Here is a 24,325-nt window from a genome sequence, read left to right as displayed (position 1 = left end):
GGAAATGAAAAGAAGAATATGAAAAACATAGCCGTTATCGGTGCAGGAACCATGGGAAATGGGATTGCACATACATTTGCACAAAGTGGATACAAAGTACAACTTGTTGACATCTCTCAAGCGTCATTAGACAAAGGGATTGCTACGATTACCAAAAACTTAGATCGCCAAGTTGCCAAAGAACAGATTACTCAAGCTCAGAAGCAAGAGACACTTGCCAACATTACAACCTTCACAGATATGAGTGAAGGCGTTGAGTATGCTAGTCTTGTGGTAGAAGCTGCTACAGAAAATGTAGATCTGAAACTTAAAATATTTAGAGACTTAGACGCTGCTACTGGAGAGGACACCATTCTAGCAACCAATACCTCATCGATATCCATCACTCAAATTGCAGCGGTCACCAATCGTCCTGAGCTGGTCATAGGAATGCACTTTATGAATCCCGTACCGATTATGAAATTGGTAGAAATCATACGTGGATATAATACAAGTGATGCGGTTACAACTACCATCATGGCGATGTCTAAAAACTTAGGAAAAGTACCTGTAGAGGTAAATGATTATCCTGGCTTTGTAGCGAATCGTATTTTAATGCCGATGATCAATGAAGCGATTGAGACCTTATATAATGGTGTCGCAGGTGTCTATGAAATCGATACTGTGATGAAACTTGGAATGGCACATCCAATGGGGCCTTTACAATTGGCTGATTTTATAGGACTGGATGTATGCCTTTCTATTTTGGAAGTGATGCACGACGGTTTTAAAAATCCTAAATATGCGCCTTGTCCATTATTAGTCAATATGGTACGTGCTGGAAAATTAGGGATTAAGTCTGGAGAAGGTTTTTATGATTATTCAGAAAGTCGTAAAGCAGAAACGGTAGCAAAGATGTTTGCTTAAATTGAAGTTGAGGTGTTGAGGTGTTGAGGTGTTGAGGTGTTGAGGTGTTGAGGTGTTGAGGTGTTGAGGTGTTGAATAATAGTTTAAAAATTAAAGAAGTATCTCGTAAACTGAGATCGTACTGTCTATAAAAAAGAAAATGCGACAAATCACAACTCATCCCTATCGATTAGATAAAGAACGATATTTTAATTTATTGGTAAAACTATATTTTAAGAAAAAATGGTATCTCATCGTTTTGATTGCAGCTATTGTTATTTATAATATCCCTAAGTTTTCTGAAGATACCTTTGCTCGCTTTTTTGTTATTTTTGGAATGCTCTACATCCCATTAAATATCTATCGTATTTATAGGTGGGTATACGCCAAAAGTAACGCCAATTACTTTATTGAAAGTACGTTGACAGTAGATAATTCATTTTTGTATTTTAAAGACATTGCAGAAAATGAAACAAAAATAAGCGTTGCTACCTTTGTTAAAATGACACAAACAGAACACGAGTATCTTTTATATTTATCACAGAATAATTTTAGTTATATTCCAAAGTCTGCATTTAAAACAGATGAAGATCGAGCTTATTTTGAACTTGTTATAAAAGAGAATATTACTACTTAATTGCTACTAAAAAATGCCTAAAATCATTCCATTTCGTGCCGTACGTCCTACCAGAGATAAAGTAAGTCTTGTCGCAGCAAGATCGTACGAATCATACTCCAAAAAAGGACGTAAATTTAGAATGGATAGAAATCCGTATTCTTTTTTGCATATTGTAAATCCTGGCTATAAGTACCATAAAGAAATCACAGGAAAAAAAGTATTTGCTCTTGTACGTAACCGATATCAAGAATTTAAAGAAGATGAAATCTTTATACAAGAAGAACAACCTGCCTTTTATATTTATAAAATCGTAGATCGTAATGGGAAGGTGTTTTGTGGACTCATAGGAGGTGCAAGTATATTTGATTATGAGAATAACCTCATCAAAAAGCACGAAGACACCCTTGAACACAGAGAGGTGTTATTTAAAGAATATTTAGATACCGTAGGATTTAATGCAGAAGCAGTACTCCTTACCTACCCTGATAATAAAAAAATAACATCTATTATTTCTCAAGTCACAAAAGAACGTGCCGAGTATGAATTTACATCTACCACCAGAGATACACATTATTTATGGGTGTTAAGTGATGCTAAGCATATCACTGCTATTCAAGAAGAATTTGCACAAATGCCACAACTGTACATTGCAGATGGTCATCATCGCTCATCATCTTCTTATTTGTTAGCGAAAGAACATCAAAAAAATGACCCTGAATACCATCAAGAAGCTTCGTATAATTATTTTATGAGCTACTTTATTCCTGAGTCGCATGTTCAGATTTATGAATTTAATAGACTTATCAAAGATCTTAACGGTCTCTCTAAAGAGGAATTTTTGATTGCATTAGACACCTATTTTAGAATCGAAAATAGAGGGGTTGCTGCTTACAATCCTAGTAAGAAACATCACTTCTCTATGTACCTAGACGGAGAGTTTTATTCGCTCTATTTGCGTAAGAGCAATTATAATTTTGAAAACACCCTCGAAGCATTAGATACTCAGATTCTATACAAAACCATTCTTGAACCTATTTTAGGAATCTCCGATTTGCGTAACGATGCGCGTATATCCTACGCAGGCGGAAAAAAAGATATGATTTATGTAAAAAGTGCTATTGACAAAGGGGAATATACCGTAGGGTTTGGAATGTTACCCCTCACAATGGATGAACTTAAAACCATTGCAGATGACGGCTATACCATGCCACCCAAGAGTACCTATATCGAACCTAAACTACGGAGTGGCATTACCATTTATGAGTTTTAATGTCGTACAGACGCAACAACATGAGCTATGAGCATTAAAGAAAATATTATACAATTTCAAAAGGAAATTCCCGACAAGGTTACGCTTGTTGCGGTTTCTAAAACTAAACCTATTTCAGACCTACAAGAAGCGTATGATAGTGGGCAACGTATTTTTGGTGAAAACAAAGTGCAAGAGATGTCAGAAAAATGGGAACAACTTCCTAAGGACATTCAATGGCACATGATTGGTCACGTACAAACCAATAAGGTAAAGCAAATGGTTGAGTATGTAAGTCTTATTCACAGTGCTGACAGACTGAAATTATTTAAAGAAATCAACAAACAAGCTGCACAAGTTGATCGTACCATAGATGTGCTATTGCAAGTAAAGATCGCCCAAGAAGAGTCTAAATACGGAATGCCTATCCAAGAAGCAACTGCTTTATTAGACGGCAATCAACTAGACAACTATCCCAATGTACGTGTCGTAGGATTGATGGGAATGGCATCGTTTACAGATGACACGAATCAGGTCGATACTGAATTTAAGATGTTGGAAAGTTTGTTTATACGCTTTCGCGAAAGCAAAAACCTCAAAATCCTCTCCATGGGAATGAGTGGTGATTATGAACTCGCTATAGAAAACGGAAGCACGATGATACGTGTAGGAAGTGCTATTTTTGGAAGTAGAAAATAAAATGAAGTCATGGAGAATATGGTGGTCTATTTTTAGGAATAGTATCTTTTTAAAAAACTATTCCTAAAAATAGTTCCGTAAAATAAAGGCCGATTATGAACTCGCTATAGAAAACGGAAGCACGATGATACGTGTAGGAAGTGCTATTTTTGAGTACGGAATTATCGGTAGAAATAACTACCAAATAAACAAAATCTATAAAATAGTAGTATCTTATACTCTTTTATATGCAACATCTACTTACCCAATGATGTTTGAATTATTAATTTTAAAATAATGATAAATTCCCTTATTTCTGGGAATTAAGAATGTACGCGATTTTAGACATAGAGACGACAGGAGGCAAATACAACGAAGAAGGTATTACCGAGATTGCCATATACAGATTTGATGGACATAAAGTAGTAGACCAGTTTATAAGTCTTGTCAACCCTGAAAGACCCATACAAGCATTTGTTGTCAATCTTACAGGTATCAATAATCAAATGCTACATAATGCACCTAAGTTTTATGAAGTAGCAAAACGCATTATAGAAATTACGGAGGGATGTATTATTGTGGCTCATAATGCACAATTTGACTACCGCATTCTCAGCTTGGAGTTTGATAGATTAGGCTATCCTTATGAGCGAAAGACATTATGTACTGTAGCGCTTTCACAAGAATTATTGCCAGGTCATAAAAGTTATAGCTTAGGAAAACTCACCAGAGCACTTGGAATTCCTATCACAGATAGACATAGAGCTAGTGGCGATGCTATTGCTACGGTAAAGCTCTTTAAAATGTTACTCTCAAAAGACACAGAGAAAAAAATAATACAAGAATCTGTACGTGCTTTTCCTAGAAAAAACATGGACAAAAAATTGAAGGATATTATACACGAAGTTCCTTCTGTTTGTGGCGTGTATTATATGCATAATGTCAACGGCACGATCATCTACATAGGAAAGAGTAAGAACATAAAAAAACGACTCACACAACACTTTACAAGTGACAATCGTAAAAGTAAGAAAATTCAAGAAGATGTGGCAGCTGTTACCTACGAAGAGACTGGAAGCGAACTCATTGCCTTATTAAAGGAAAATGAAGAAATCAAACGCAATAAGCCTGTCTTTAATAGAGCATTGCGTAGAACAAAATATAAAATTCAACTCAGCCATTTTACAGATGACGAAGGGTACATCAATTTTAAAACAGAAAAGGCAGATGATCGTAAAAGGAGTATCACGACCTATAGTTCTATAGCTTCTGCAAAAGCACATTTAGATCGTATTACTGAGACCTATACACTTTGTCATAACAAAACAGGGCTGACAAATTCGAATGGCAACTGTTTTGGATATACGATTAAAAAATGTGAAGGTGCTTGTATTCAAGAAGAAACTCCTGAGGTATATAACAAAAGAGCACAAAACTTTATCAATACCTATAGTTATGAAAATAAAAGTATGCTGGTGGTTGACAAAGGTCGTGATGTAGACGAACGATCTGTGGTTCTTATAGAAGATGGAACCTTTCAAGGTATTGGTTTTTATAATTTAAACTTTCAATTAAACAATATAGACATCTTAAAATCCATCATTACAAAAATGGATAATAATAGAGATGCTCAGCATATTATACAAAGTTACTTACGCACTAAAAAGACACATAAGATCATTCCTTTGTCTACAATGACCAATCCCTAAGGATTTAGTACTTTTATATTTTTAAAATACACTATTGGAAACCCAAAGAAAGAAAAGCTGGAAGCGTAAAATGCACGAGATTATCTATGAGGCAGATACTCCTCACGGAAAACTCTTTGATGTGATTCTTCTCGTATTAATTCTCGCTAGTATTGTACTTGTCATGTTGGAAAGTGTCGAAAATCTAGATGCCAAATACCATGATATCTTCTATGCAGGTGAATGGATCATTACCATCTTTTTTACATTAGAATATTTTGCAAGAATCATCAGTGTAAACAAACCTAGTAAGTATATTTTTAGCTTTTATGGAATTATTGATTTTTTATCTACTATTCCTTTATATCTATCCTTCTTTATAATCGGTTCAAACGCCTTGCTTACGGTAAGAGCGCTTCGATTGTTACGTATTTTTAGAATCTTAAAAGTAACACGATATATAGGAGAGTCCAATAAATTAACCAAAGCACTTAAAGACAGTAAAACCAAAATAAGTGTTTTCTTATTTGCTGTGCTTATTATTTCTATCATTTCTGGTACGATTATGTACTTGGTAGAAGGCGAAGAAAGTGGTTTTAGAAATATCCCTGTTAGCATCTATTGGTGTATTGTTACCCTAACAACTGTAGGCTATGGAGATATTGCTCCTATTACTCCTTTTGGACAATTTCTAGCTTCTATTATCATGATTATGGGATATGGCATTATCGCGGTGCCAACAGGTATTGTAAGTGCTGAGTATACCAAAGGAGCTTTAGAAAACCCAAATAAACACATACACACCAATACGCAGTCTTGCTCAAATTGTAATCAAGATAAGCATGATGACAATGCTACATTCTGTAAGAATTGTGGATACGCTTTGCACGATGACTAAATACCTCTTTGCTATTGTAGGTCCCACAGCCATAGGGAAAACGGCTACATCTATAAAAATAGCCCAACATTTTCAAACGGAAATTATTTCTGCAGACTCACGCCAATTCTATAAAGAAATGACCATTGGTACTGCTGTTCCTGATCCAAAAGAGCTTGCAGCTGCCCCGCATCACTGTATTCAACATATCTCTATAGAAGACACCTATAGTGTAGGACATTTTGAAAGAGAAGCTATACACCTACTCGAAACGCTAAATGAAAAGCATCCTTATGTGACTATGGTAGGCGGCTCTGGCATGTATGTAGATGCTGTGGTAAACGGACTAGACCATTTTCCTGAAGTACTTCCTGGGATTAGAGAACAACTTAACACGCTCTACGCTACAGAAGGCATTGAAGCATTACAAGAACTTCTCAAAGAAAAAGATCCTGTGCATTACAAACGGGTAGATATTCAAAATCAGCAACGGGTGACGCGTGCCTTGGAAGTTTGCCTCTCATCGGGAAAACCTTTTTCTTCATTTCTGGATAAGCCTAAACCTAAACGCCCATTTGAAACTATTAAAATCGGACTTTCGGCAGATCGGCAAGTGATCTATGATCGGATTAATAAACGGGTGGATTTAATGATTGAAAATGGACTGGTGGAAGAGGTGCAGGGTTTGCTTTCGCGAAAGCGGTTAAACGCTTTACAAACGGTAGGCTATCGAGAACTTTTTGAATATTTTGAAGGAACTATTACGCTAGAACAAGCCATCGAAAATATAAAAACGAATACCCGACGTTTTGCCAAAAGACAATTAACCTGGTACCGAAAAGACCCGACTATTACGTGGTTTGATTATCAAACGCCTTTTGAAGAAATCGCTGATTTTATACATAAAAAAACGTCCCGCTGATACAGGACGTTTTTTACTTTCTTCACTAATACCGTCGTACGTTTACATGGTTTTCACAACCAATCTAAATCCTTCTCCGTGAATATTTAAAATCTCCACGGTATCGTCTTTCTTAAGATATTTACGAAGCTTTGCGATATATACATCCATGCTACGTGATGTAAAATAATTATCGTCTCTCCATATTTTTGTAAGTGCCAATTCACGAGGCATTAAATCATTCTCGTGTAAAGCTAGCATACGTAATAATTCGTTTTCTTTTGGCGAAAGCTTGATAGGCTCTTCTTGTTTGTAGGTTAAAAAACGAAGTTTTGAATTAAGGTGAAAGTTCCCGATCACAAATTCAAATTGTTTACTATCTGCTACAGAGTCAACACTCTTACGCTGGATAATTGCCTTGATTTTCATTAAGAGCACTTCACTATCAAAAGGCTTGTTGAGATAGTCGTCTGCTCCTACTTTGTATCCTTTAAGAACATCTTCTTTAAGTGCTTTTGCTGTTAAGAAAATAATAGGCACATCGGCATTTTTCTCACGGATTTCTTTTGCTAGTGTAAACCCATCTTTATAGGGCATCATGACATCTAGTATACAAAGATCAAAATCGTCTTTTTTAAATTTTTCGAAGCCTTCCATCCCATTTTTGGCATGTGTGACATTGTAATCGTTCATAGATAGATAATCCTTTAGGACTGTTCCAAAATTTGGATCATCTTCTACGAGTAAAATCTTTTTGTTTTCTGTTTCCATAATTATGATATTAGTGGTAATTTAATGATGAATGTGCTTCCTTTCCCCTTTTCACTTTCTACAAAGATTTCTCCTTGATGATCTTCTACAATCTGTCTGGCATAGGCCAAACCTAAACCGTGTCCTTTTACGTTATGAATATTTCCTGACTGCTCCCGATAGAATTTTTCAAAAACTTTACGTTGTGCGGTCTTAGACATCCCATCCCCTTGATCTTGAATCTTAACAAAAATAAAATTCTTTATATTCTCTGTATAGACATCTATTTTAGGTGGCTCTGAAGAATACTTCACAGCATTCTCTAACATATTAACGATCACATTGGTAAAATGTGATTCATTTGCCAAAATTGATGATTTTGGTGCATCGAGATGCATGGTTATAGCCCCCTTACGGTCTTCGACTATTAGTGCTACATGTTCCACTGCGTCTTCTATAATATCGTGTAACTTGTATCGCTCTTTACGAATATCAAGTTCGTTTTTTTCTAGTTTTGAGATACGCAACACATTTTCTACCTGTGCATGCATCCGTTTATTTTCTTCTCGTATCATCTTATGATAATAAGCCACCTTCTCTGGATCGCCTGATATCTTAGGATTTTTAACCGAATCTAATGCTAGGTTAATCGTAGCAATAGGGGTTTTAAACTCGTGCGTCATGTTATTAATAAAATCCGTCTTGATCTGTGAGATTTGACGTTGTTTATTTAATTGATGTAACGCACTTGAATAGGCAACCACAATAATCAATGTAAATATCACTGATAACACAATCATTCCTATGATAGAAGAAATGACTATTTTCTTCTCTCCTGGAAATTCCGCATACAGATAATAATCAGTTTTACCATTTTCATCTATAAAAATAGGTGCTTGATAAAATTGAGACGAACCTTCAAATTCAAAATTTTCTGAACGAACTTTGGTTAATAAGTCATTATCAAATATCCCAAATTCAAAATCTGTCTCTAAGTCTCTTTCTACAAGCTCTAGTGTCATTACCCGTTGTATTTCCTCTACAGAAACACGTTTATGGATTGGATTCTTTTCCAACACATCACTGATTAGATTTTTGTAACTCATCTTTCTAAAATCATCAATTTTAGAAAACTCTTGAATTTTATCTCCGCTAGATATGGTACCATCTAGTGCACCACCTCTACTTATAACCTGTCTTGAACTCAGATTGAAATAGCGTTTAAATTCTAAGCTATCTAAGTCTCTATCAAATGCAGGTGCAGATAATTTAAAATCTTGTTGTAAAATACCATTCCTGTATAGAAAAAGATCTTTTGTAATAGGATCTTCGTTTATTAAGAAATATTCATCAAAGGTAAGATCATCAGGGATTCCGATACTATCTATTAATTTATCGACAGTATGATAATATTCTTCAAACTCTCTTTCTTGTATTTTTTCGGCTACTTTAATAACCGCTCTTTTTGCACTAAAAGAAAATTGATCTCTTTTTGCACGTACACTCTCCAATATCCAATATCCCTGTACAAATATAATCCCTATCAAAGACAGGCTCATAAGGATAATTAAAGCGTAAAACAGTTTTTTATTCACTACTCAAAAGTAATATTTTAACATTTAGCTGGCTTTCCATTTAACCAAATGTTAACAGCTTTTACCAATTACGGCTAATTCTGTGAAGTAAGTGATTATGAATGCGTGCTACTTTTTCTTTTGTTTGGTCTAGAAACGTATTTTCTATAATAACATCTGACAATGCTATTTTTTTTGAATCGCTCCATTGTGCATTCATGCGCTTGTAAATTTCTTCTTCAGAACTTTGATCTCGCTTTTTTACTCTTTCAATACGTATCTTTAATGGAGCCATCACTAAAATCATAAAATCACATTGCTTATACCCTCCATTTTCAAAAAGAATGGCGGCTTCTTTTATCACATAAGGACTCTCTTGTTGCTTATACCAGTTTTTAAAATGCGCTGCTACTCTAGGATGTATAATAGCATTTAATTGTTCTAATAATAGTTGATCTTTAAATACCTTATCTGCAATATATTTCTTATTGGGAATTTCTTTGATATATGCATTTTCACCCAGTAGCTGGATAATTTCTACACGTATCTCTGGAGAAATCTCCATAAGACGTTTTGCTTCATCATCTGCTATATATACAGGAATACCCAGCTTTTTAAAAAAGCCTGCTACTGTTGTTTTTCCGCTTCCTATACCTCCCGTTAGGCCTACAATCATTTTATAACAAATTAATCTTAGTACACACTATTATCTATATGATGTACTTATGTTCTCAGTTGTTAAAATTAGTAATAAAAACTCATTTTGTTTAACTTTTATCATCTAAAATCCCTTTATACTCTTATAAACCAACTTTATGATTAAACAAATCTAGTTAATTACGATGTATTTAATTTGTTTAGTGGCGAGTCGAATACTCTTTACGTCTTCGGGAGATTTCGTAATATCCAATGCAATAAAATCATCTTGTGCGTTATGCTTATTAAAATCGCATACCACTTCAAAGTCATTTGCAGTAATAGACTCATAAAGATCTATAGGCACGGTAAAATAGACATCAACGGTTTTAGGAAATATTTTGACATCTGTATCCTTCGTGTTGATCAGTTTTACAGGGATACTAAAAGATCCTTCTGTAAATTTTACAACTTCCTGAGAATACGTAATTACATACGAAGATACCTTGACTTCTTTATGAAGTGCTAAAGAATCTATAGCTAATTGTAACGCTATGTTTTCGTAAATTTCTGTCAGGTCTTTGGGTACTGCTTTTACCGCTGTAATCGTATCAATATACGCTTTAGGACCAACAATTCGAACCATAGAGGGATCAAGTACTGGAATCCCTTTAGGGCCATATCCCGTTTTATAGTCTGTGGTAACCGTTGCCTTTACAGGCACCTCCTTGCTTGCTAAGGAGTCTATTTGTATACTCACTTGCTTTGGGCTTATAGCTGTGACTTCAGAAACACCAGAAATGGTTTTGGCAATTTCTAATGGATGCCCTTCTGGAATGTATTGATATTGTGTATTACCCGTTTTTTCCAATTGATTAAAATTGATCGCAAGCTCAAGATCTGAAAATTGATTAGAAAGTAATGCAAAGCCGGAAAGTCGTGTGGTTACTTCCAATTCTCCAGGCGCTAGGTTACTAACTACCCTATCTATAGGAACGTTAACAACGGTGACGGGAAGATTATATATTTTGGTATAGTCCTTAGACAGTTTACTAAGAATGGCTAAGATGGTCGTGAGCAAGAGAAAAAATAAAAATTCTCTTACATGGGATCGTCTTAATGTGATTTTCTTAAAAATAGACATATCTCGAAGTTACTTAAAAAATAAATGAGGAAACCGTTTTTGAGGTTTCTTTCCTAGCCATTGTATCGCTATCGTCGATTTTAAAAAACCGATTCCATAACCATAAAATTGTATGGCAGTAGCTACGATACTCATCACTCCAATAGAAATACTTTTTGTGGTTAGTGTTGCGTGTACGCCTATCAAAACAAAATACCCTATAACTAGATACATAAAAAAGTACCAGCCCAAGACAGCCATCAGCACGCTAAAAAGAACACCTATCAAAAATACACTAGGAAACCAATAGGTGATTTTTGCTGATCCCGGATGCCAATCATTAAGAATTGGACGTACCATCCCAAACTTATTGACCTGCTTATAAAATTTGGACCAAGAGATCCGACGTTTGTGATACACATACGCATCTTCAAGAAGTCGTGTTTCAAACCCTTTTTCCCATAATCGTAAGACCAAATCTGGATCTTCCCCTGGATGAATTTTTCCAAACCCCTCAGTGGCTTCAAAGCCTTTTTTTGATAAGCCCATATTAAAACTTCGCGGCTGAAAAGCGTTGACTTGTTTTTTACCACCCCGGATACCGCCTGTCGTTAAAAAAGAAGTCATGCTATAATTAATCGCTTTCTGTAAGGTAGAAAACGAAGGATGTGCCGCATCGGGTCCGCCAAAACAATCTACATATTCAACCTGTAATGCTTCATTCATCACACGTACATACTGTGGCGGCAAAATGCAATCAGAATCTAAAATGATAAAATAGTTCCCTGCGGCTCTCGCCATTCCATAATTTCGGGAAGCACCAGGTCCTGAGTTGGCTTTTGAGAGATATGTAATCTGTAACCGATCTGTATACTCGGCAATCACTGTATCACTAGGCAATGACGATCCATCTTCTATAATCACAATTTCAAACGGCAGTGTCGTATCCTGACTCACAAAACTGTCCAACAATTCCTTAATTTCGTCGGGACGATTATACACAGGAATGATAAAAGAATAGGATAATTGCATAGCGCAAAGATAAGTAATCCCTTAAAGCCCCCTAACCCCCAAAGGGGGAATTCTCTTAGATGTGTGTACGCTTTCGCGAAAGCGTAAAAAAGCTCTCTAACCCCCGAAACAGGAAATTAAATATGTTATAAAAACAAAATCAAAAAGCTCCTTCCCTCAGCGAGGGAAGGTGGATATATTGAGGCACGAGATATAGACGGAAGGGAGAGAAAGCTCCTAGCCTCAAAAAAGGAATTTATATATAGCATGTACGCTTTCGCGAAAGCGTATACACTAAATTTAGAAACCCCCTTTGGAGTTAGGGGAATAAAAATAGAGTAGTACTCTATTTTAGAACACTACTCTATTTTTGTTTTATATTCCTTATTACCCTTTTGAAGTTAAAGACTTTTCACACCTCCCTCAATCCCTCCTTCCTAGGAGGGAAGCCAAGATTATAGTTTTTATTTAAAGAATGAGTAAGCATTCCCCCTTCGGGGGTTAGGGGGCTTTTATTTTTCCTCCTGATCCCTCACAAAAGCATCCATCACCTCGTTGCTCACGCCAGTATTGCTGAAACCTCCGTCATTATACAGGTTTTGCATCGTTACACGCTTGGTCAAGTCTGAGAATAATGTCACCGTATAATTGGCACAGTCATCTGCAGTGGCATTTCCTAACGGACTCATCTTTTCGGCAAAAGCAATAAAGCCATCAAATCCTTTGACACCTTGTCCAGCCGTAGTCGGTGTAGGTGATTGAGAAATCGTATTCACACGTACATTTTTCTCTTTCCCAAAGTGGTAGCCAAAACTACGCGCAATCGATTCTAAAAAGGCTTTATTATCCGCCATATCGTTATAGTCAGGGAATACACGTTGTGCTGCCATATAGGTCAAGCCAACAATACTTCCCCATTCATTCATGGCATCTTTCTTATATAACGTCTGCATGGTTTTATGAAAAGAAACCGCACTGACATCCCATCCTTTTTCAGTCCACGCATAATTTTGATCGGTGTAGTGACGTCCTTTACGCACGTTAACAGACATCCCGATAGAGTGTAATACAAAATCTAGTTTTCCGCCTAGAATTTCCTGTGCTTTGTCTACTAAATTTTCAAGGTCTTCTATAGAAGTTGCATCGGCAGGAATGATTTCAGAACCTGTTTTTTCAGCTAGGTTGTTTAATGTTCCCATACGCATCGCGATCGGTGCATTGGTCAATACAAACGTTCCACCTTCTTCGTGGACACGCTCTGCGGTTTTCCATGCAATTGAGTTTTCGTCTAATGCGCCAAAAATGATTCCTTTTTTTCCTTTCAGTAAATTATACCCCATGTCTAAATATCGGTTAAAAGTTGATTTTCGTTTTGAAGGACAAATATCGGCGTTTATTTTTTAATATATAAGCGAGTAATTGGAGAATATGAGCCTATGACACATAATCCTAAGGAACAAGCTCAGGAGGTATTCAACAGAATATTATTTTGATTTCTCAAGCGCGCATTGATGTATTCTAATCTAAAATGAAATTCAAATCATAACTTCCAATGAAAAAGCGGGAGTAGCCTACCTGATGCAAAGGCAGGTTCAACTAGTCATTTTAAATGTGTTACATCGCAACTTTTTAAAACAGCGCTTATGCTCATAATGTAAAGATCCCGCTGAAAAAGCGGGATTAGTTCAACTTACAATCTTGAGTGCGTCTTGCAGACTTCGCAAGATTGAGTTTACGTTCATAGTGTAAAGATCCCGCTGAAAAAGCGGGATTAGTTCAACTTACAATCTTGAGTGCGTCTTGCAGACTTCTCAAGATTGAGTTTCACTAAAAAAACCTATAGTTCTTACGAGCTATAGGTTTCCCAACTTGAATATATTATCTATTTTTTTGATACTTCAAAACACCCACTGTCTGTTATATCAGGATAGCACAAGCTATATATTTTATTAAAATCCCCATTCTAACTAAATTAGCAAGCAACCAACCTCAAACCATAATTATAGTGTAAAAATACATGAGATTATCTATAAGCAACCCCAGACATATACGTAGCCAAAAAAACAGGTAGTTTTACGGGGTTTTTGAGTTATTCATCGATACTATTCAAATAGCAATAATAGAACTATTTTTAATTCAACAAATTTCGTGCGTGTTCCAATGCCGCAGTCGTCTGATTATTACCCCCTAACATAGCAGCAATTTCTACAATACGATCATCGTGAGAAAGGCTCACAATCTTGGTTTTGGTTTTTTCGGCTTCATCGGTTTTGAAGACTTTAAAATGCGAAGCGCCTTGTCCTGCGATTTGTAGTAAGTGCGTAATGCTGATCAGTTGCATGGTATTCCCCATATCTTTCAAAATCGCGCCCATCTTCACAGCCACTTCCCCGCTCACTCCGGTATCAATTTCATCAAAAATAAGCGTGGGTAGTTTTTTATGACGGCTCAAAACGGCTTTGATGGCCAACATGACTCTGGAGAGTTCTCCTCCAGAAGCGCCTTTACCGAGCGGTTTTGCGTCCATTCCTTTATTGGCGGAAAACAAAAACTCCAATCCGTCTTGTCCGTTGACCACCAATTCTTTTAAACTCGTTAAAGTAATTGGTAGTTGTGCGTTTGGCATTCCCAATTCCACCAATATTTTCTCGATAGACGCTTTCAATTTAGGAAGAGCTTTAGCACGTTTTTCGTGTAATTGGACAGCGATTTTTTGGGATTCCGCTTTCGCGAAAGCAATCTCTTTCTCCATCCTAGCAATCTGTTCATCGACGTTTTGTACTTCGTATAACTCGGCATCTAGGCGTTCTCGGATGGCAATGAGTTCTGTTACCGAATCCACTTGATGTTTTTTCATCAGGTTGTATAGTAACTGAATTCTCGTATTGGTTTTTTCTAGGGCTAATGGGTCTACGTCTACGTTACTCGCTAGGTCAGAAAGTTCCTCTGTCAAATCATCCACCTCAATAAATACGCTGTGAACTCTGTTATATAATCCCTCATACTCAGCTCCAAACCCACTAATTCGAGACAAAGCGGATCGTGCTTCTGACAACTGATCCATGATTCCCAATTCGTCTTGTGCTAACTTTTGTTGTGCAATCGTGAGGTTCTCCTGAATTTCCTCAGCGTGACTTAGGGTTTTGAGTTGTGTTTCGAGTTGCTCAAATTCGCCTTCTATCAGTTTAGCTTCGTCGAGTTCTGTAAATAAAAAGGATTGGTAGTCAAATTCTAATTGGGCGCGTTGCTTCTTCTCTTGAATCTGCTGCAATTGCACTAATTTGTCTTTCCAAAGCGTGTATTGTTCGCTGTATTTTTGTTTCAGTGGCAACGCATTGGCAAAGGTATCAAGGACTTCAAACTGATACTCATTTTCTAACACATCCAATGTTTTATGCTGACTATGAATATCGACCAATCGCTCTCCGAGCGCAGCGAGTTGTGCCAAGGTAACGGGTGTATCATTGATAAACGCCCGACTTTTCCCCGACGGTAAAATCTCCCGACGAATGATCGTCGCATCTTCATAATCTAGGTCTTGCTTCTTAAAAAACGATTGCAACTGATAGCCCGACACTTCAAAAATGCCTTCTATGATACATTTGGCCGTCATATCCCCCGCACTCGAGCTATCCGCTCGCTTGCCCGTAATGAGTCCGAGCGCACCGAGAAGAATGGATTTTCCTGCCCCGGTTTCTCCTGTAATCACGGTAAAACCTTCATTGAGATGAAGCTGGGCTTCTTCGATGAGGGCATAATTTTTTATGGATAAGGATGTAAGCACTGTCTTTGGTACGTTTTAAATGAACTGCGTAAAGATAGGAGAGTTTTTTTAGATTTCAAATGGAAATTTTGATATTATTTGGAAATATTCCAAATTTATGGAGTTGGATTGGTTTTGTGTGGGTTGTTCTTCAAAATTTATTTTGGAGGATTACGGGAAACCGTAACGATTATTGGAGGGGATGTTGGAGATTGGGGGATTATTTTAAACTAGTATTTGAGTAGTTTAACGAGTATAAAGGGGGTTTTATCTATTTAAACACCTATGAATGTATGGTTTATGAATTATTACACTATTTTAGGGGTTGTGTTTTGAATGAATTATATGCAATTTGCAAAACGATTAGAAACTAAAATTAAAATAAAATGAGAATAGTTTTCTTCAATCATAAAGGAGGGGTAAGTAAAACCACAACAACATTTCATTTAGGATGGAAACTTTCACAAAGAGGTCATAGAGTTCTATTAGTTGATGCCGACCCACAGTGTAATCTATCTGGAATAATTATGCAGGATAACTTTGAACAATATTATACTGAAGAAAATACTAGGAAAAAGAATTTAATGGATGGCGTAAATTCAGCTTTTCAAGGAAGACCTGAACCAATCAGTGCATTTGATTGTTATAATGTTCCAAATAACGAAAACTTATTCCTTTTACCGGGGCATCCAAATTTAACTGAACTTGAGCCTGCATTAAGTTTTGCACAAACCTCAAATAATGCATTTGCTACTATGCAAAACTTACCAGGGTCATTTAACGCGCTGATTGATAAATGTTTTGATCATCATGATATTGAATATGTCCTAATTGATTTGAATCCAGGATTAAGTGCGATCAACCAAAATTTCTTTTCAATCTCTGATATATTTATAGTACCCACAAACCCAGATCCTTTCTCTTTAATGGCTGTTCGAACTTTAGCTGATGTTTTGCCACGATGGTATAGTGCTGCTCAACAAATGCGTACTACGTTTGTCAATTCATCATACCCGTTTCCAAATCATAACCCAAAATTTGCAGGTGTTGTAATCCAAAGATTTAACATAAGAAGTGGAAGACCCTCAACTCCGTACAGAAATAATATGGATGAAATATTAGCTTCTGTCACTACTGATTTGGTTCCTAAATTAGGTCAACATTCAATGCTTTTTCAGGCAGACTTGTACACTCACACAGGAATACCTGCAAATTATTGTTTAGCAGAAATCCCAGACTTTCAAAGCCTTCTACCTCAATCGCATAAATTTGGTGTACCAGTATATGCTCTTTCGGATGTTCAAATTGAACGTGCTGGAACTGTTTTAGAACAGATGATTAATAAAAGAGATGAGTTCAACCAAATGTTTGTTGAGTTTGCCTTAAAGATTGAAGAAATAAAAGAAAATGCTGAGAGCTAAGCAAATATTTGATATCGGAATAAATAGAGTTCGCAATATTGATAGTTTATTTGTTCATTTAACAACTCAACTTGGTTTCAATCCTTCAGAAGTTTCGGATTTACTAAGAAGTGAAATAGTATACTCGCTTTCCAGTTTTGATAGATTAATACACGATTTGGTAAAGACAGGCATGGTTGATTCGTTTAAAGGTCACCGAACACCAACAAATGCGTATAAAAATTTTAGTATTTCTTTAAATCAATTTGATGCAATTAATAGCGCATCAGTGCCTCCTGCAGAATTTGTGTTCGAACAAACAATAACTTCAAGTCATAAACATTTATCGTTTCAGGACCCAGATAAAGTAGTTGAAGCACTGAGTTTAATATGGCATGAAAATCATAAGTGGCAGAAAATAGCAACAAAAATGGGAATGAATCAAAATGACTTAAAAACAGAACTTAAAAATATAGTTATTCGCAGAAATCAAATAGTTCATGAATCTGATTTTGAATTATTTACAGGAGATATTCAACTTATTATTCATTCCGACACACAACAATCAGTAGATTTTATTAACAACCTTGCAAACACAATTTATAATTTGGTTAAATAAATAATAGTACTCAACAACAACCTGTACGAAACGCCTTTCGGTATACTTTGCATAGCCAAACGTTAGAATCAATAGAGTAAAAAACTTATAAGTTATTTTTTTTTAGACTTATTCTTTGAATTGACTAACCAAATTAATTAACCGCTTAAAATTTATGAAATACGAATTTAATCTGAAGATAGAAACTAGTACTTATGCAAATGAGTCTGACTTAATTAATAAAACAGATATTTTACTAGTTTCAGTAAATGAAGCCGAAAGAGAGGGCGTTCTAAAATACTTACTTCCTATTCCATCTAAAGGTGCTATAATAAATTTTGTTCACGAAAAAATAAATTACAGAATTGGTCGTCTAGGTTATCATCTTATTGCACACGTTGAATCTGGTATGGGTTCTGCAAACCAAAGAGGGTCCTTGACAACAGTGTCAGATGCCATTCAAACTATAAAACCAAAACTTGTGATTATGGTAGGTGTTGCATTCGGCATTGACAAAAAGAAGCAAAGAATAGGTGATGTATTAGTAGCTAAAAGAATAATAAATTATGAAATATCTAGAGTGAATTCAGGAGAAAATTCAGATACGCCAAGAGACTCAAAACCATACAGTGGAAAGCTTTTGTATAATGTTTTTTCTTCTGTTATTGATTGGAATCATTTTATAAGTAAAAGACAAAAGGTAAAAATCATCTTTGGGGATCTACTATCCGGCGAAAAGTTAATTGACAACTATGAGTTTTGTGAAAAACTCAAGAAAATGTTTCCAAAAGCAATAGGTGGGGAAATGGAAGGCACTGGGCTCTCGTCTGCTTGCATCAACAAAGATGTTCACGAATGGATAATAATAAAGGGGATTTGTGATTGGGCAGATGGGGGAAAAAACAAAAAAGCACAACCAAGAGCAGCAAACTCTGCTATGTCACTCGTTTTTCATGTTTTGAGCGAGCGCTATGTATTTAGTGAGCAAAAAATTTTCACTTACAGTAAAGAAATCATAGAATCAGAAAATAACAAATATATCCTAAATGCAAAAAAAGGCTCTCCTTTATGGACCCTAAACAGACTAAGATCAAGTCTCATACCAATGCTTGTTAAAGATTTAAAATCTTATAAAGAAATGGGGTATGGCGATGATATATGCAATGCAGTACGAAAGGATTTAAATTCTTTACAAAATGAGATTTCAAAACTTCCAAAATCATATCACGGAGGTGTTGAACTAAATAGAATTTTTTCAGAATTTATAGATTATTATCTTAAATGGAATAATGTTAGTGGCACATCAGATATTTCTAAAAAAAATAGAATTAGAAATAGATACGAAATAAAAAAGAGAAGAGATGAATTAGCTAAATTAATTCGATTAAGTCAAAAAAATCTCAATAAAAATATAGCTGAAATTAACACAGTCGAAATGTTTCAATATCAGGAAGAGTTATTAGATAAATATCCTGATGTTTTTCCAAACTTCAAAAAAGCAGTAAAAAAAGTAAGAAAAATTCTGAACACTAAAGTAAATAGCTTTGAAATTGTTGAAAAAAAATGATTTGGAAGCTAAAACTACTAATTACAACCCACGCTGGTACGCGATTGTATCGCGTTCCAAAAAAAGAGAAATCATTAAGTCATTTACCATAAACACTAATAGAAAATAAAACCTAATTTTAAAAAACCACACGATAACATCGTGCGGTAGCCGAGGTTTCATACACAAGACCTTGGCAAACATCAAAAAAATCGAGCTTTAATGAAATTCTTTATACTAATTATACTTCTAGTTTCCTTAAATGTCTTTTCTCAAAAAAAGGAAATTTCAGATTTGGAGAAGATAAAACAGGTATTAGTTACAGAAATAAATATTTTAAATGATTCTGTAAAAAAAATTGACATCCAAATAGCAGTTTTAAAATCAAAAGAAATCAAAAAAATGGTTTCAGACTCAACTTTAGTTTCTACTGCAAGAAAAGGAGCATATATATTAAATTCATCAAACGTATTGGGCGAAGTAATCACAATGTTGACAGAAAAAAAACAAGTACTGCTATTAGATTACTTTGATGGATATTTTGGCATTTGTACTGATTCGATTTGTGGGTATATGAGCGAATTATGGATTGAAAAAAACGAAAAAATTTATGAATTTATTAAAGTCAAAAAGCAAGAGCAAAAAGAATTAAAAAGGTTAGAAAACGAAAACAAGCTTAAACTCAAAAAAGCAGAGTTTGTAAAATTGGAAAAAGATTACATTAAAAAGTATGGACAAAAGACTTATGAAAAATTAAAAGAAGGATACTACTGGACTGGAATGAGTAGAGAAATGGCGACTATTTCTTTAGGTAGTCCAAATGATATTAACAGAACTGTTGGCTCTTGGGGAGTTCATGAGCAATGGGTTTATGATGACATTTATCTTTATTTTGAAAATGGTAAATTGACTTCATACCAAAATTAAAAAAAACCGCTCGTGCGCGATTGCATCGCGTTCCAAAATAAAAGAAATTCCTTCTCCCACCACTTTCCAACTAGCACCATTCCCAATAGACACCTCCCACATCCAGAACTCCTCCTTTACAAGCTTTCGCGAAAGCAAAACAAAAAAACACTATAAACCACTCAAAAAAACCATCCTTCATTTACAAAAAAAAACAGTTTTATTTTCAATCTACCAAACAACCATCCCGCGACACCCTGAATACTTCCAAATATTTACTATTTTAGTCAATTAGGCTCCTATTTATAAATTATTGGATCGTTACGTGAATGGAAAGTACACCAAAAAAAGGGTTTCAGGGATTAATTGAAAATTGGCAAAGTGATGTCATAGCAGCGGTGAGTGTGGCACTTATTGCGTTACCGCTTTCCTTAGGGATTGCGCTAGCTGCGGGAGCACCTGCCATGGCTGGGATCTTTTCTGCCATTATTGGCGGGGTGGTGACCACCTTTTATCGAGGGGGACATATATCTGTCAACGGGCCTGCAAAGGGAGTTATTGGGGTGATCCTTTTGGGGATTGTATTAATGGATGATGGTACAGGCCAAGCGTTTAATTATGTATTGGCGGCTGTGGTGGTTTCGGGGGCACTTCAAATGCTATTAGGGATCTTAAAATTGGGTCGGTTAGCAGATATTTTCCATAGCTCAGTGATACATGGTATTTTGGCTGCCATCGGCATTATCATCTTCGCCAAACAGATCCATGTTGCTATGGGCACGCATTCTGATAGTCCAAACATCGTACAAAATCTTATTGATGCCGTTCTATACCTACCACAAGCCAATCCTTTTGTGGTGATTATTGCGTTAACAGGATTGCTTTTATTACTGTTTCAATCCAAAATTAGTAATCGGTTTTTCCATTGGTTACCGGCCCCTATGTGGGTCATCGCGCTTTCTATTCCATTTGTCTATGGGTTCAATTTCTTTGATCCGCATACGCTTTCAGTTTTTGGAAAAGCCTATGAAGTAGGGCCTGATTTATTGTTGGATATTCCCGATTCGATTGCGGATTCCATCATGCACCCCAACTTTGGTAAAATCAATACCATTGAATTCTGGACGACCGTATTTTCCATGTTGATTATCACAAGTATTGAATCCTTAGCCATTGCTAAAGCCGTGGACAAAATTGACCCTTATAAACGAAAGACAGATTTGAATAAAGATTTGACAGGGATTGGATTTAGTACCATGGTTGCTGGTTTCATAGGAGGTTTGCCCATCATTGCGGTGATTATTCGAAGTACAGTCAATATCCATAATGGTGCGAAGACTAAGTGGTCTAATATGTATCAAGGACTTTTGTTGTTACTTTTTATCGTGGTATTGAGTCCAGTAATGAGACAAGTACCGCTATGTGCTTTTGCTATATTACTGGTGTACACTGGATTTAAATTAGCATCGCCAGCGGTCTTTAAACAAATGTATAATCAAGGAACGGAACAGTTAGTGTTCTTTATTGGTACCATGATTTTAACCCTCTACACCAATCTATTAATTGGCTTACTTGGTGGGTTATTATTGGCACTGGTCGTACACATGCTATTAGCGAAGGTGTCCATCCCTGAATTTTTTAAAATGATTTATAGGTCGCGGACAAAATTGATACAGCGATCAGATGACAGTTTTGATTTAAAGATTAGAGGGATTGCGAATTTTTTAGGCATTATAAAAATCGATAAATTAGTGGCTCAAATTCCTTCTGGAGCGAATGTCAATATTGATTTATCAGAAACACGATTGGTCGGCATTACCTATATGGACTACCTGGTGGAATACTTAAAAATACAAAGGGCTACAGGTGGTAAGGTCTTTATCACAGGATTAGATTCGCATGTTTCATCATCTACCTATAATAAGGCTTTAAAAATTAGCCTCACTGGATCTGCTGGTGCTAAACTATCGCAAAGGCAGAAACGATTGCGAAATTTAGCCACCGAGAAAAACTATCAATACACAAGTCAAGTAGATTGGGATACGACGTATCTAAAGAAGTTTCACTTTTTTGAAATTAGACCTATAGAGCGCAAATACAATTGTCTAAAAGGAACATTTAAAGATTTGGATGTGTCTTGGGAAATTGCAGATATCACATTCAATGAAGGCCAGGCTTTTACAGCTGAAACGTTTAACACCACACTCATGGTCTTAACATTGAATAAAAAAATACCTGTTTTTACCATGGAAAAAGAGGCTGTATTAGAAAAAATATTTGATCGAGTGATGGCATTTACAGGCTATAAAGACATTGATTTTGAGATGTATCCCGATTTTTCTAAAAAATTCTTACTTATGGGGAATAATGAATCTGAGATTCGATCATTTTTCACAGATGAAATCATTCGTTTTTTCGAAAATCATCAGATTTATCATATAGAAAGTAATGGGGAAGCACTCATTATTTTCGATAAAATTAAATTGGCACGTACCGATGAAACCATTGCATTTATAGACTATGGCAAAGAATTGGCTACGCTCTTAGATACAAAAGTAACCTAGTTTGGATTTTAGAGGAGCAACTATGAAACGTATATAAGAAAAACCGACATCTTTTCAACAGTAAAGTCATACCTAGTATCTCTTGAACGTACGCATTTGCTATTCATTGACAATGAGACACAAGTTTATTTAACAGATACCCCTACCTTTTCAAAACAGCGTTTCACTAATGGAAAAGATTCGCTATTTTTGTAAGTAACCAGATATGTAATGGATATTCAAGCAGAAAAAATAGAATTGGCAAAACTGTTGTTAAGCACTAACAACCCTAAAATTATTCAATCAATTAAGCAAATTTTTAAAAAAGAAAAATCAACTGATTTTTGGGATGATTTGTCTTCAGAGCAACAAGCTGAGATCATTCAAGGAATAACAGAAATCCAAGAAGGAAAAGTAACGGACTACAATTCATTTATGGTTAACCATAGATAGAAATGAACAGAAAGGTTAAAATTTCTAAAACAACCGAAAAAAAACTTGAAAAGTTGTTTGATTACCTTCTCCAAAATTGGTCGCAAAAAGTAAAAACTGATTTTATAGAAAAATTAGACAGATCCGTTGATCTGATTAAAGTAACTCCCGAGATTTTTCCTGAATCTGATAAACAAGTCGGATTACATAAATGTGTCATTACTAAACAAATCACATTATATTATAGATTCGATGCTGAAGCAGTTTACTTAATTACAATTTTCGATACAAGACAGCATCCTAAAAAATTAAGGAGAGACCTAAAATAACGTGAGTTCGACGTAAATAATTAGTTGATTTCTTAGGTATTTTTTCGCTTAAAGCGAAAAACCACAAAGAAGCTTCTCCATCGCTTCGTCTCGCCCAGAACTTACATTCTGTCGTATACCAGAGAAAAAGAATGAAAATTTATATCGAACTCGTATTATTTACTAGATGCCACTATCTTTGAAAAAACCACTTCTCCATGATAAAAGTCTTTTTCTATAGTTTCCTAGGATTTGGATTGCTACTACTCCACTCCTGTAGTCCACCACATACCACCGCTGACTTGATTATTTTGAACGGAAAAGTAGTTACCGTTGATAGTACGTTTTCTATCCAAGAAGCCGTAGCGGTGAAAGACAAAAAAATAGTGTTTGTAGGCTCGCAAGAAGAAGTCCAAGCATATAGAGGAGAAAGTACACAGCTTATTGACGCTAGTGATATGCTAGTGCTTCCTGGGTTGATTGATGCCCATGCCCATCTGGTGAGTTTAGGCAATCAATTATCACAACTGTACACCAGTGACAGTAAAAGCTACGAAGACATCGTAGAGAAAGTTCGTGTAGCGGCTCAAAATACGCCAGCTGGCGAATGGATCATAGGGGGGCGATGGGATCATAATACATGGGAAGACAAGACCTTCCCTTGGCCCGGAGCCTCTAACGTCAAGTTCCCTCTCCTGACCATCGCCGCGTTGCAGTTCTCTGCCCGCGCATATCCGAGCCTCATATCCGGTACTGAAGTGGTCAAGGTCCGAACTATCGGAGACGACCCCGCCGGACAGAAGGCGCAAAGAGCCAAGCGGGTTTCTCAGCACATGAG

23 protein-coding genes are annotated in these 24,325 nt (G+C 36.0%); 16 read left to right on the top strand and 7 right to left on the bottom strand.

The genetic code is table 11. The features are described 5' to 3' along the window. Window positions 1-18 precede the first annotated feature (18 nt). The 7 genes from Q0505_RS05185 to miaA all read left to right on the top strand — a co-directional run bounded on the left by Q0505_RS05185 (window position 19) and on the right by miaA (window position 6,918). Window positions 19-906 carry a 3-hydroxybutyryl-CoA dehydrogenase gene (locus Q0505_RS05185; RefSeq protein ID WP_299209832.1) on the top strand — a complete coding sequence of 296 codons (888 nt, stop codon included), beginning with the start codon at window positions 19-21 and terminating at the stop codon, window positions 904-906. Between the two features lie 139 nt (window positions 907-1,045). Next, entirely contained in the window at window positions 1,046-1,522 is a 477-nt protein-coding gene (locus tag Q0505_RS05180) for a YcxB family protein (RefSeq protein WP_299209829.1), read from the top strand. Window positions 1,523-1,535: 13 nt separating this feature from the next. Beyond that, window positions 1,536-2,774, top strand: coding sequence for a DUF1015 domain-containing protein (locus tag Q0505_RS05175; RefSeq protein WP_299209826.1), 1,239 nt, complete (start codon window positions 1,536-1,538; stop codon window positions 2,772-2,774). Between the two features lie 27 nt (window positions 2,775-2,801). Further along, complete coding sequence (locus tag Q0505_RS05170) at window positions 2,802-3,452, top strand: YggS family pyridoxal phosphate-dependent enzyme (RefSeq protein WP_299209823.1); 651 nt, start codon at window positions 2,802-2,804, stop codon at window positions 3,450-3,452. 308 nt (window positions 3,453-3,760) lie between these two features. Then, a complete protein-coding gene (locus Q0505_RS05165; RefSeq protein WP_299209820.1) occupies window positions 3,761-5,140 on the top strand; it encodes an exonuclease domain-containing protein in 1,380 nt (459 codons plus the stop codon). 70 nt (window positions 5,141-5,210) lie between these two features. Then, window positions 5,211-6,017: an ion transporter gene (locus Q0505_RS05160; protein WP_299209817.1), complete on the top strand. Its 807-nt coding sequence runs from the start codon at window positions 5,211-5,213 to the stop codon at window positions 6,015-6,017. Next, entirely contained in the window at window positions 5,971-6,918 is a 948-nt protein-coding gene (miaA, locus tag Q0505_RS05155) for a tRNA (adenosine(37)-N6)-dimethylallyltransferase MiaA (RefSeq protein ID WP_299209951.1), read from the top strand. The genes Q0505_RS05160 and miaA overlap by 47 nt, the downstream gene beginning before the upstream one ends. Window positions 6,919-6,960: 42 nt before the next feature. Here miaA and Q0505_RS05150 read toward each other — a convergent pair whose 3' ends face one another. From Q0505_RS05150 to recN, 7 genes are all read right to left on the bottom strand, one after another. Further along, window positions 6,961-7,668, bottom strand: coding sequence for a response regulator transcription factor (locus tag Q0505_RS05150; protein WP_299209810.1), 708 nt, complete (start codon window positions 7,666-7,668; stop codon window positions 6,961-6,963). Window positions 7,669-7,670: 2 nt separating this feature from the next. Continuing rightward, a complete protein-coding gene (locus Q0505_RS05145; protein WP_299209807.1) occupies window positions 7,671-9,242 on the bottom strand; it encodes a HAMP domain-containing sensor histidine kinase in 1,572 nt (523 codons plus the stop codon). A gap of 61 nt (window positions 9,243-9,303) precedes the next feature. Next, window positions 9,304-9,897, bottom strand: coding sequence for a dephospho-CoA kinase (coaE, locus tag Q0505_RS05140; RefSeq protein WP_299209804.1), 594 nt, complete (start codon window positions 9,895-9,897; stop codon window positions 9,304-9,306). Window positions 9,898-10,050: 153 nt separating this feature from the next. Then, window positions 10,051-11,001: a CdaR family protein gene (locus tag Q0505_RS05135; protein ID WP_299209801.1), complete on the bottom strand. Its 951-nt coding sequence runs from the start codon at window positions 10,999-11,001 to the stop codon at window positions 10,051-10,053. 9 nt (window positions 11,002-11,010) lie between these two features. Continuing rightward, entirely contained in the window at window positions 11,011-12,012 is a 1,002-nt protein-coding gene (locus Q0505_RS05130; protein WP_299209798.1) for a glycosyltransferase, read from the bottom strand. Window positions 12,013-12,503: 491 nt separating this feature from the next. Then, window positions 12,504-13,331 (bottom strand): SDR family oxidoreductase, encoded by an 828-nt coding sequence (locus Q0505_RS05125; protein ID WP_299209795.1) that lies wholly within the window; start codon window positions 13,329-13,331, stop codon window positions 12,504-12,506. Window positions 13,332-14,122: 791 nt separating this feature from the next. Further along, window positions 14,123-15,775 (bottom strand): DNA repair protein RecN, encoded by a 1,653-nt coding sequence (gene recN, locus Q0505_RS05120; RefSeq protein ID WP_299209792.1) that lies wholly within the window; start codon window positions 15,773-15,775, stop codon window positions 14,123-14,125. Between the two features lie 78 nt (window positions 15,776-15,853). Between recN and Q0505_RS05115 the strand changes: the two genes are divergently transcribed. From Q0505_RS05115 to Q0505_RS05075, 9 genes are all read left to right on the top strand, one after another. Further along, window positions 15,854-15,988, top strand: coding sequence for a hypothetical protein (locus Q0505_RS05115; RefSeq protein WP_299209789.1), 135 nt, complete (start codon window positions 15,854-15,856; stop codon window positions 15,986-15,988). Window positions 15,989-16,140: 152 nt separating this feature from the next. Further along, window positions 16,141-17,175 (top strand): ParA family protein, encoded by a 1,035-nt coding sequence (locus tag Q0505_RS05110; RefSeq protein ID WP_299209786.1) that lies wholly within the window; start codon window positions 16,141-16,143, stop codon window positions 17,173-17,175. After that, complete coding sequence (locus Q0505_RS05105; protein WP_299209782.1) at window positions 17,162-17,773, top strand: HEPN domain-containing protein; 612 nt, start codon at window positions 17,162-17,164, stop codon at window positions 17,771-17,773. Before Q0505_RS05110 ends, Q0505_RS05105 begins: the two co-directional genes overlap by 14 nt. A gap of 154 nt (window positions 17,774-17,927) precedes the next feature. Continuing rightward, on the top strand, window positions 17,928-19,319 hold the full coding sequence (locus Q0505_RS05100; protein ID WP_299209779.1) for a hypothetical protein: 1,392 nt from the start codon (window positions 17,928-17,930) through the stop codon (window positions 19,317-19,319). 201 nt (window positions 19,320-19,520) lie between these two features. Continuing rightward, window positions 19,521-20,225 (top strand): hypothetical protein, encoded by a 705-nt coding sequence (locus Q0505_RS05095; protein WP_299209776.1) that lies wholly within the window; start codon window positions 19,521-19,523, stop codon window positions 20,223-20,225. Between the two features lie 308 nt (window positions 20,226-20,533). Continuing rightward, window positions 20,534-22,768 carry a SulP family inorganic anion transporter gene (locus tag Q0505_RS05090; RefSeq protein ID WP_299209773.1) on the top strand — a complete coding sequence of 745 codons (2,235 nt, stop codon included), beginning with the start codon at window positions 20,534-20,536 and terminating at the stop codon, window positions 22,766-22,768. 210 nt (window positions 22,769-22,978) lie between these two features. Continuing rightward, window positions 22,979-23,200 carry a hypothetical protein gene (locus Q0505_RS05085; protein WP_299209770.1) on the top strand — a complete coding sequence of 74 codons (222 nt, stop codon included), beginning with the start codon at window positions 22,979-22,981 and terminating at the stop codon, window positions 23,198-23,200. Between the two features lie 2 nt (window positions 23,201-23,202). Next, window positions 23,203-23,508 carry a type II toxin-antitoxin system RelE/ParE family toxin gene (locus tag Q0505_RS05080; protein ID WP_299209767.1) on the top strand — a complete coding sequence of 102 codons (306 nt, stop codon included), beginning with the start codon at window positions 23,203-23,205 and terminating at the stop codon, window positions 23,506-23,508. 197 nt (window positions 23,509-23,705) lie between these two features. Next, a partial coding sequence (locus tag Q0505_RS05075; protein ID WP_299209764.1) for an amidohydrolase family protein occupies window positions 23,706-24,325 on the top strand: 620 nt, incomplete at its 3' end.

The sequence above is a fragment of the uncultured Dokdonia sp. genome (assembly GCF_937910895.1).
GTDB lineage: Bacteria > Bacteroidota > Bacteroidia > Flavobacteriales > Flavobacteriaceae > Dokdonia.
The sequence above is the reverse complement of the archived record's forward strand: the minus strand, read 5'-3'. Positions and strand labels throughout refer to the sequence as shown.

What these genes read in the sequence shown, in the direction of transcription:
- Q0505_RS05185 (WP_299209832.1), top strand. Translation starts at nt 19, where the DNA reads ATGAAAAACATAGCCGTTATCGGTGCAGGAACCATGGGAAATGGGATT.
- Q0505_RS05180 (WP_299209829.1), top strand. Translation starts at nt 1,046, where the DNA reads ATGCGACAAATCACAACTCATCCCTATCGATTAGATAAAGAACGATAT.
- Q0505_RS05175 (WP_299209826.1), top strand. Translation starts at nt 1,536, where the DNA reads ATGCCTAAAATCATTCCATTTCGTGCCGTACGTCCTACCAGAGATAAA.
- Q0505_RS05170 (WP_299209823.1), top strand. Translation starts at nt 2,802, where the DNA reads ATGAGCATTAAAGAAAATATTATACAATTTCAAAAGGAAATTCCCGAC.
- Q0505_RS05165 (WP_299209820.1), top strand. Translation starts at nt 3,761, where the DNA reads ATGTACGCGATTTTAGACATAGAGACGACAGGAGGCAAATACAACGAA.
- Q0505_RS05160 (WP_299209817.1), top strand. Translation starts at nt 5,211, where the DNA reads ATGCACGAGATTATCTATGAGGCAGATACTCCTCACGGAAAACTCTTT.
- miaA (WP_299209951.1), top strand. Translation starts at nt 5,971, where the DNA reads ATGCTACATTCTGTAAGAATTGTGGATACGCTTTGCACGATGACTAAA.
- Q0505_RS05150 (WP_299209810.1), bottom strand. Translation starts at nt 7,668, where the DNA reads ATGGAAACAGAAAACAAAAAGATTTTACTCGTAGAAGATGATCCAAAT.
- coaE (WP_299209804.1), bottom strand. Translation starts at nt 9,897, where the DNA reads ATGATTGTAGGCCTAACGGGAGGTATAGGAAGCGGAAAAACAACAGTA.
- Q0505_RS05135 (WP_299209801.1), bottom strand. Translation starts at nt 11,001, where the DNA reads ATGTCTATTTTTAAGAAAATCACATTAAGACGATCCCATGTAAGAGAA.
- Q0505_RS05130 (WP_299209798.1), bottom strand. Translation starts at nt 12,012, where the DNA reads ATGCAATTATCCTATTCTTTTATCATTCCTGTGTATAATCGTCCCGAC.
- Q0505_RS05125 (WP_299209795.1), bottom strand. Translation starts at nt 13,331, where the DNA reads ATGGGGTATAATTTACTGAAAGGAAAAAAAGGAATCATTTTTGGCGCA.
- Q0505_RS05110 (WP_299209786.1), top strand. Translation starts at nt 16,141, where the DNA reads ATGAGAATAGTTTTCTTCAATCATAAAGGAGGGGTAAGTAAAACCACA.
- Q0505_RS05105 (WP_299209782.1), top strand. Translation starts at nt 17,162, where the DNA reads ATGCTGAGAGCTAAGCAAATATTTGATATCGGAATAAATAGAGTTCGC.
- Q0505_RS05100 (WP_299209779.1), top strand. Translation starts at nt 17,928, where the DNA reads ATGAAATACGAATTTAATCTGAAGATAGAAACTAGTACTTATGCAAAT.
- Q0505_RS05095 (WP_299209776.1), top strand. Translation starts at nt 19,521, where the DNA reads ATGAAATTCTTTATACTAATTATACTTCTAGTTTCCTTAAATGTCTTT.
- Q0505_RS05090 (WP_299209773.1), top strand. Translation starts at nt 20,534, where the DNA reads ATGGAAAGTACACCAAAAAAAGGGTTTCAGGGATTAATTGAAAATTGG.
- Q0505_RS05085 (WP_299209770.1), top strand. Translation starts at nt 22,979, where the DNA reads ATGGATATTCAAGCAGAAAAAATAGAATTGGCAAAACTGTTGTTAAGC.
- Q0505_RS05080 (WP_299209767.1), top strand. Translation starts at nt 23,203, where the DNA reads ATGAACAGAAAGGTTAAAATTTCTAAAACAACCGAAAAAAAACTTGAA.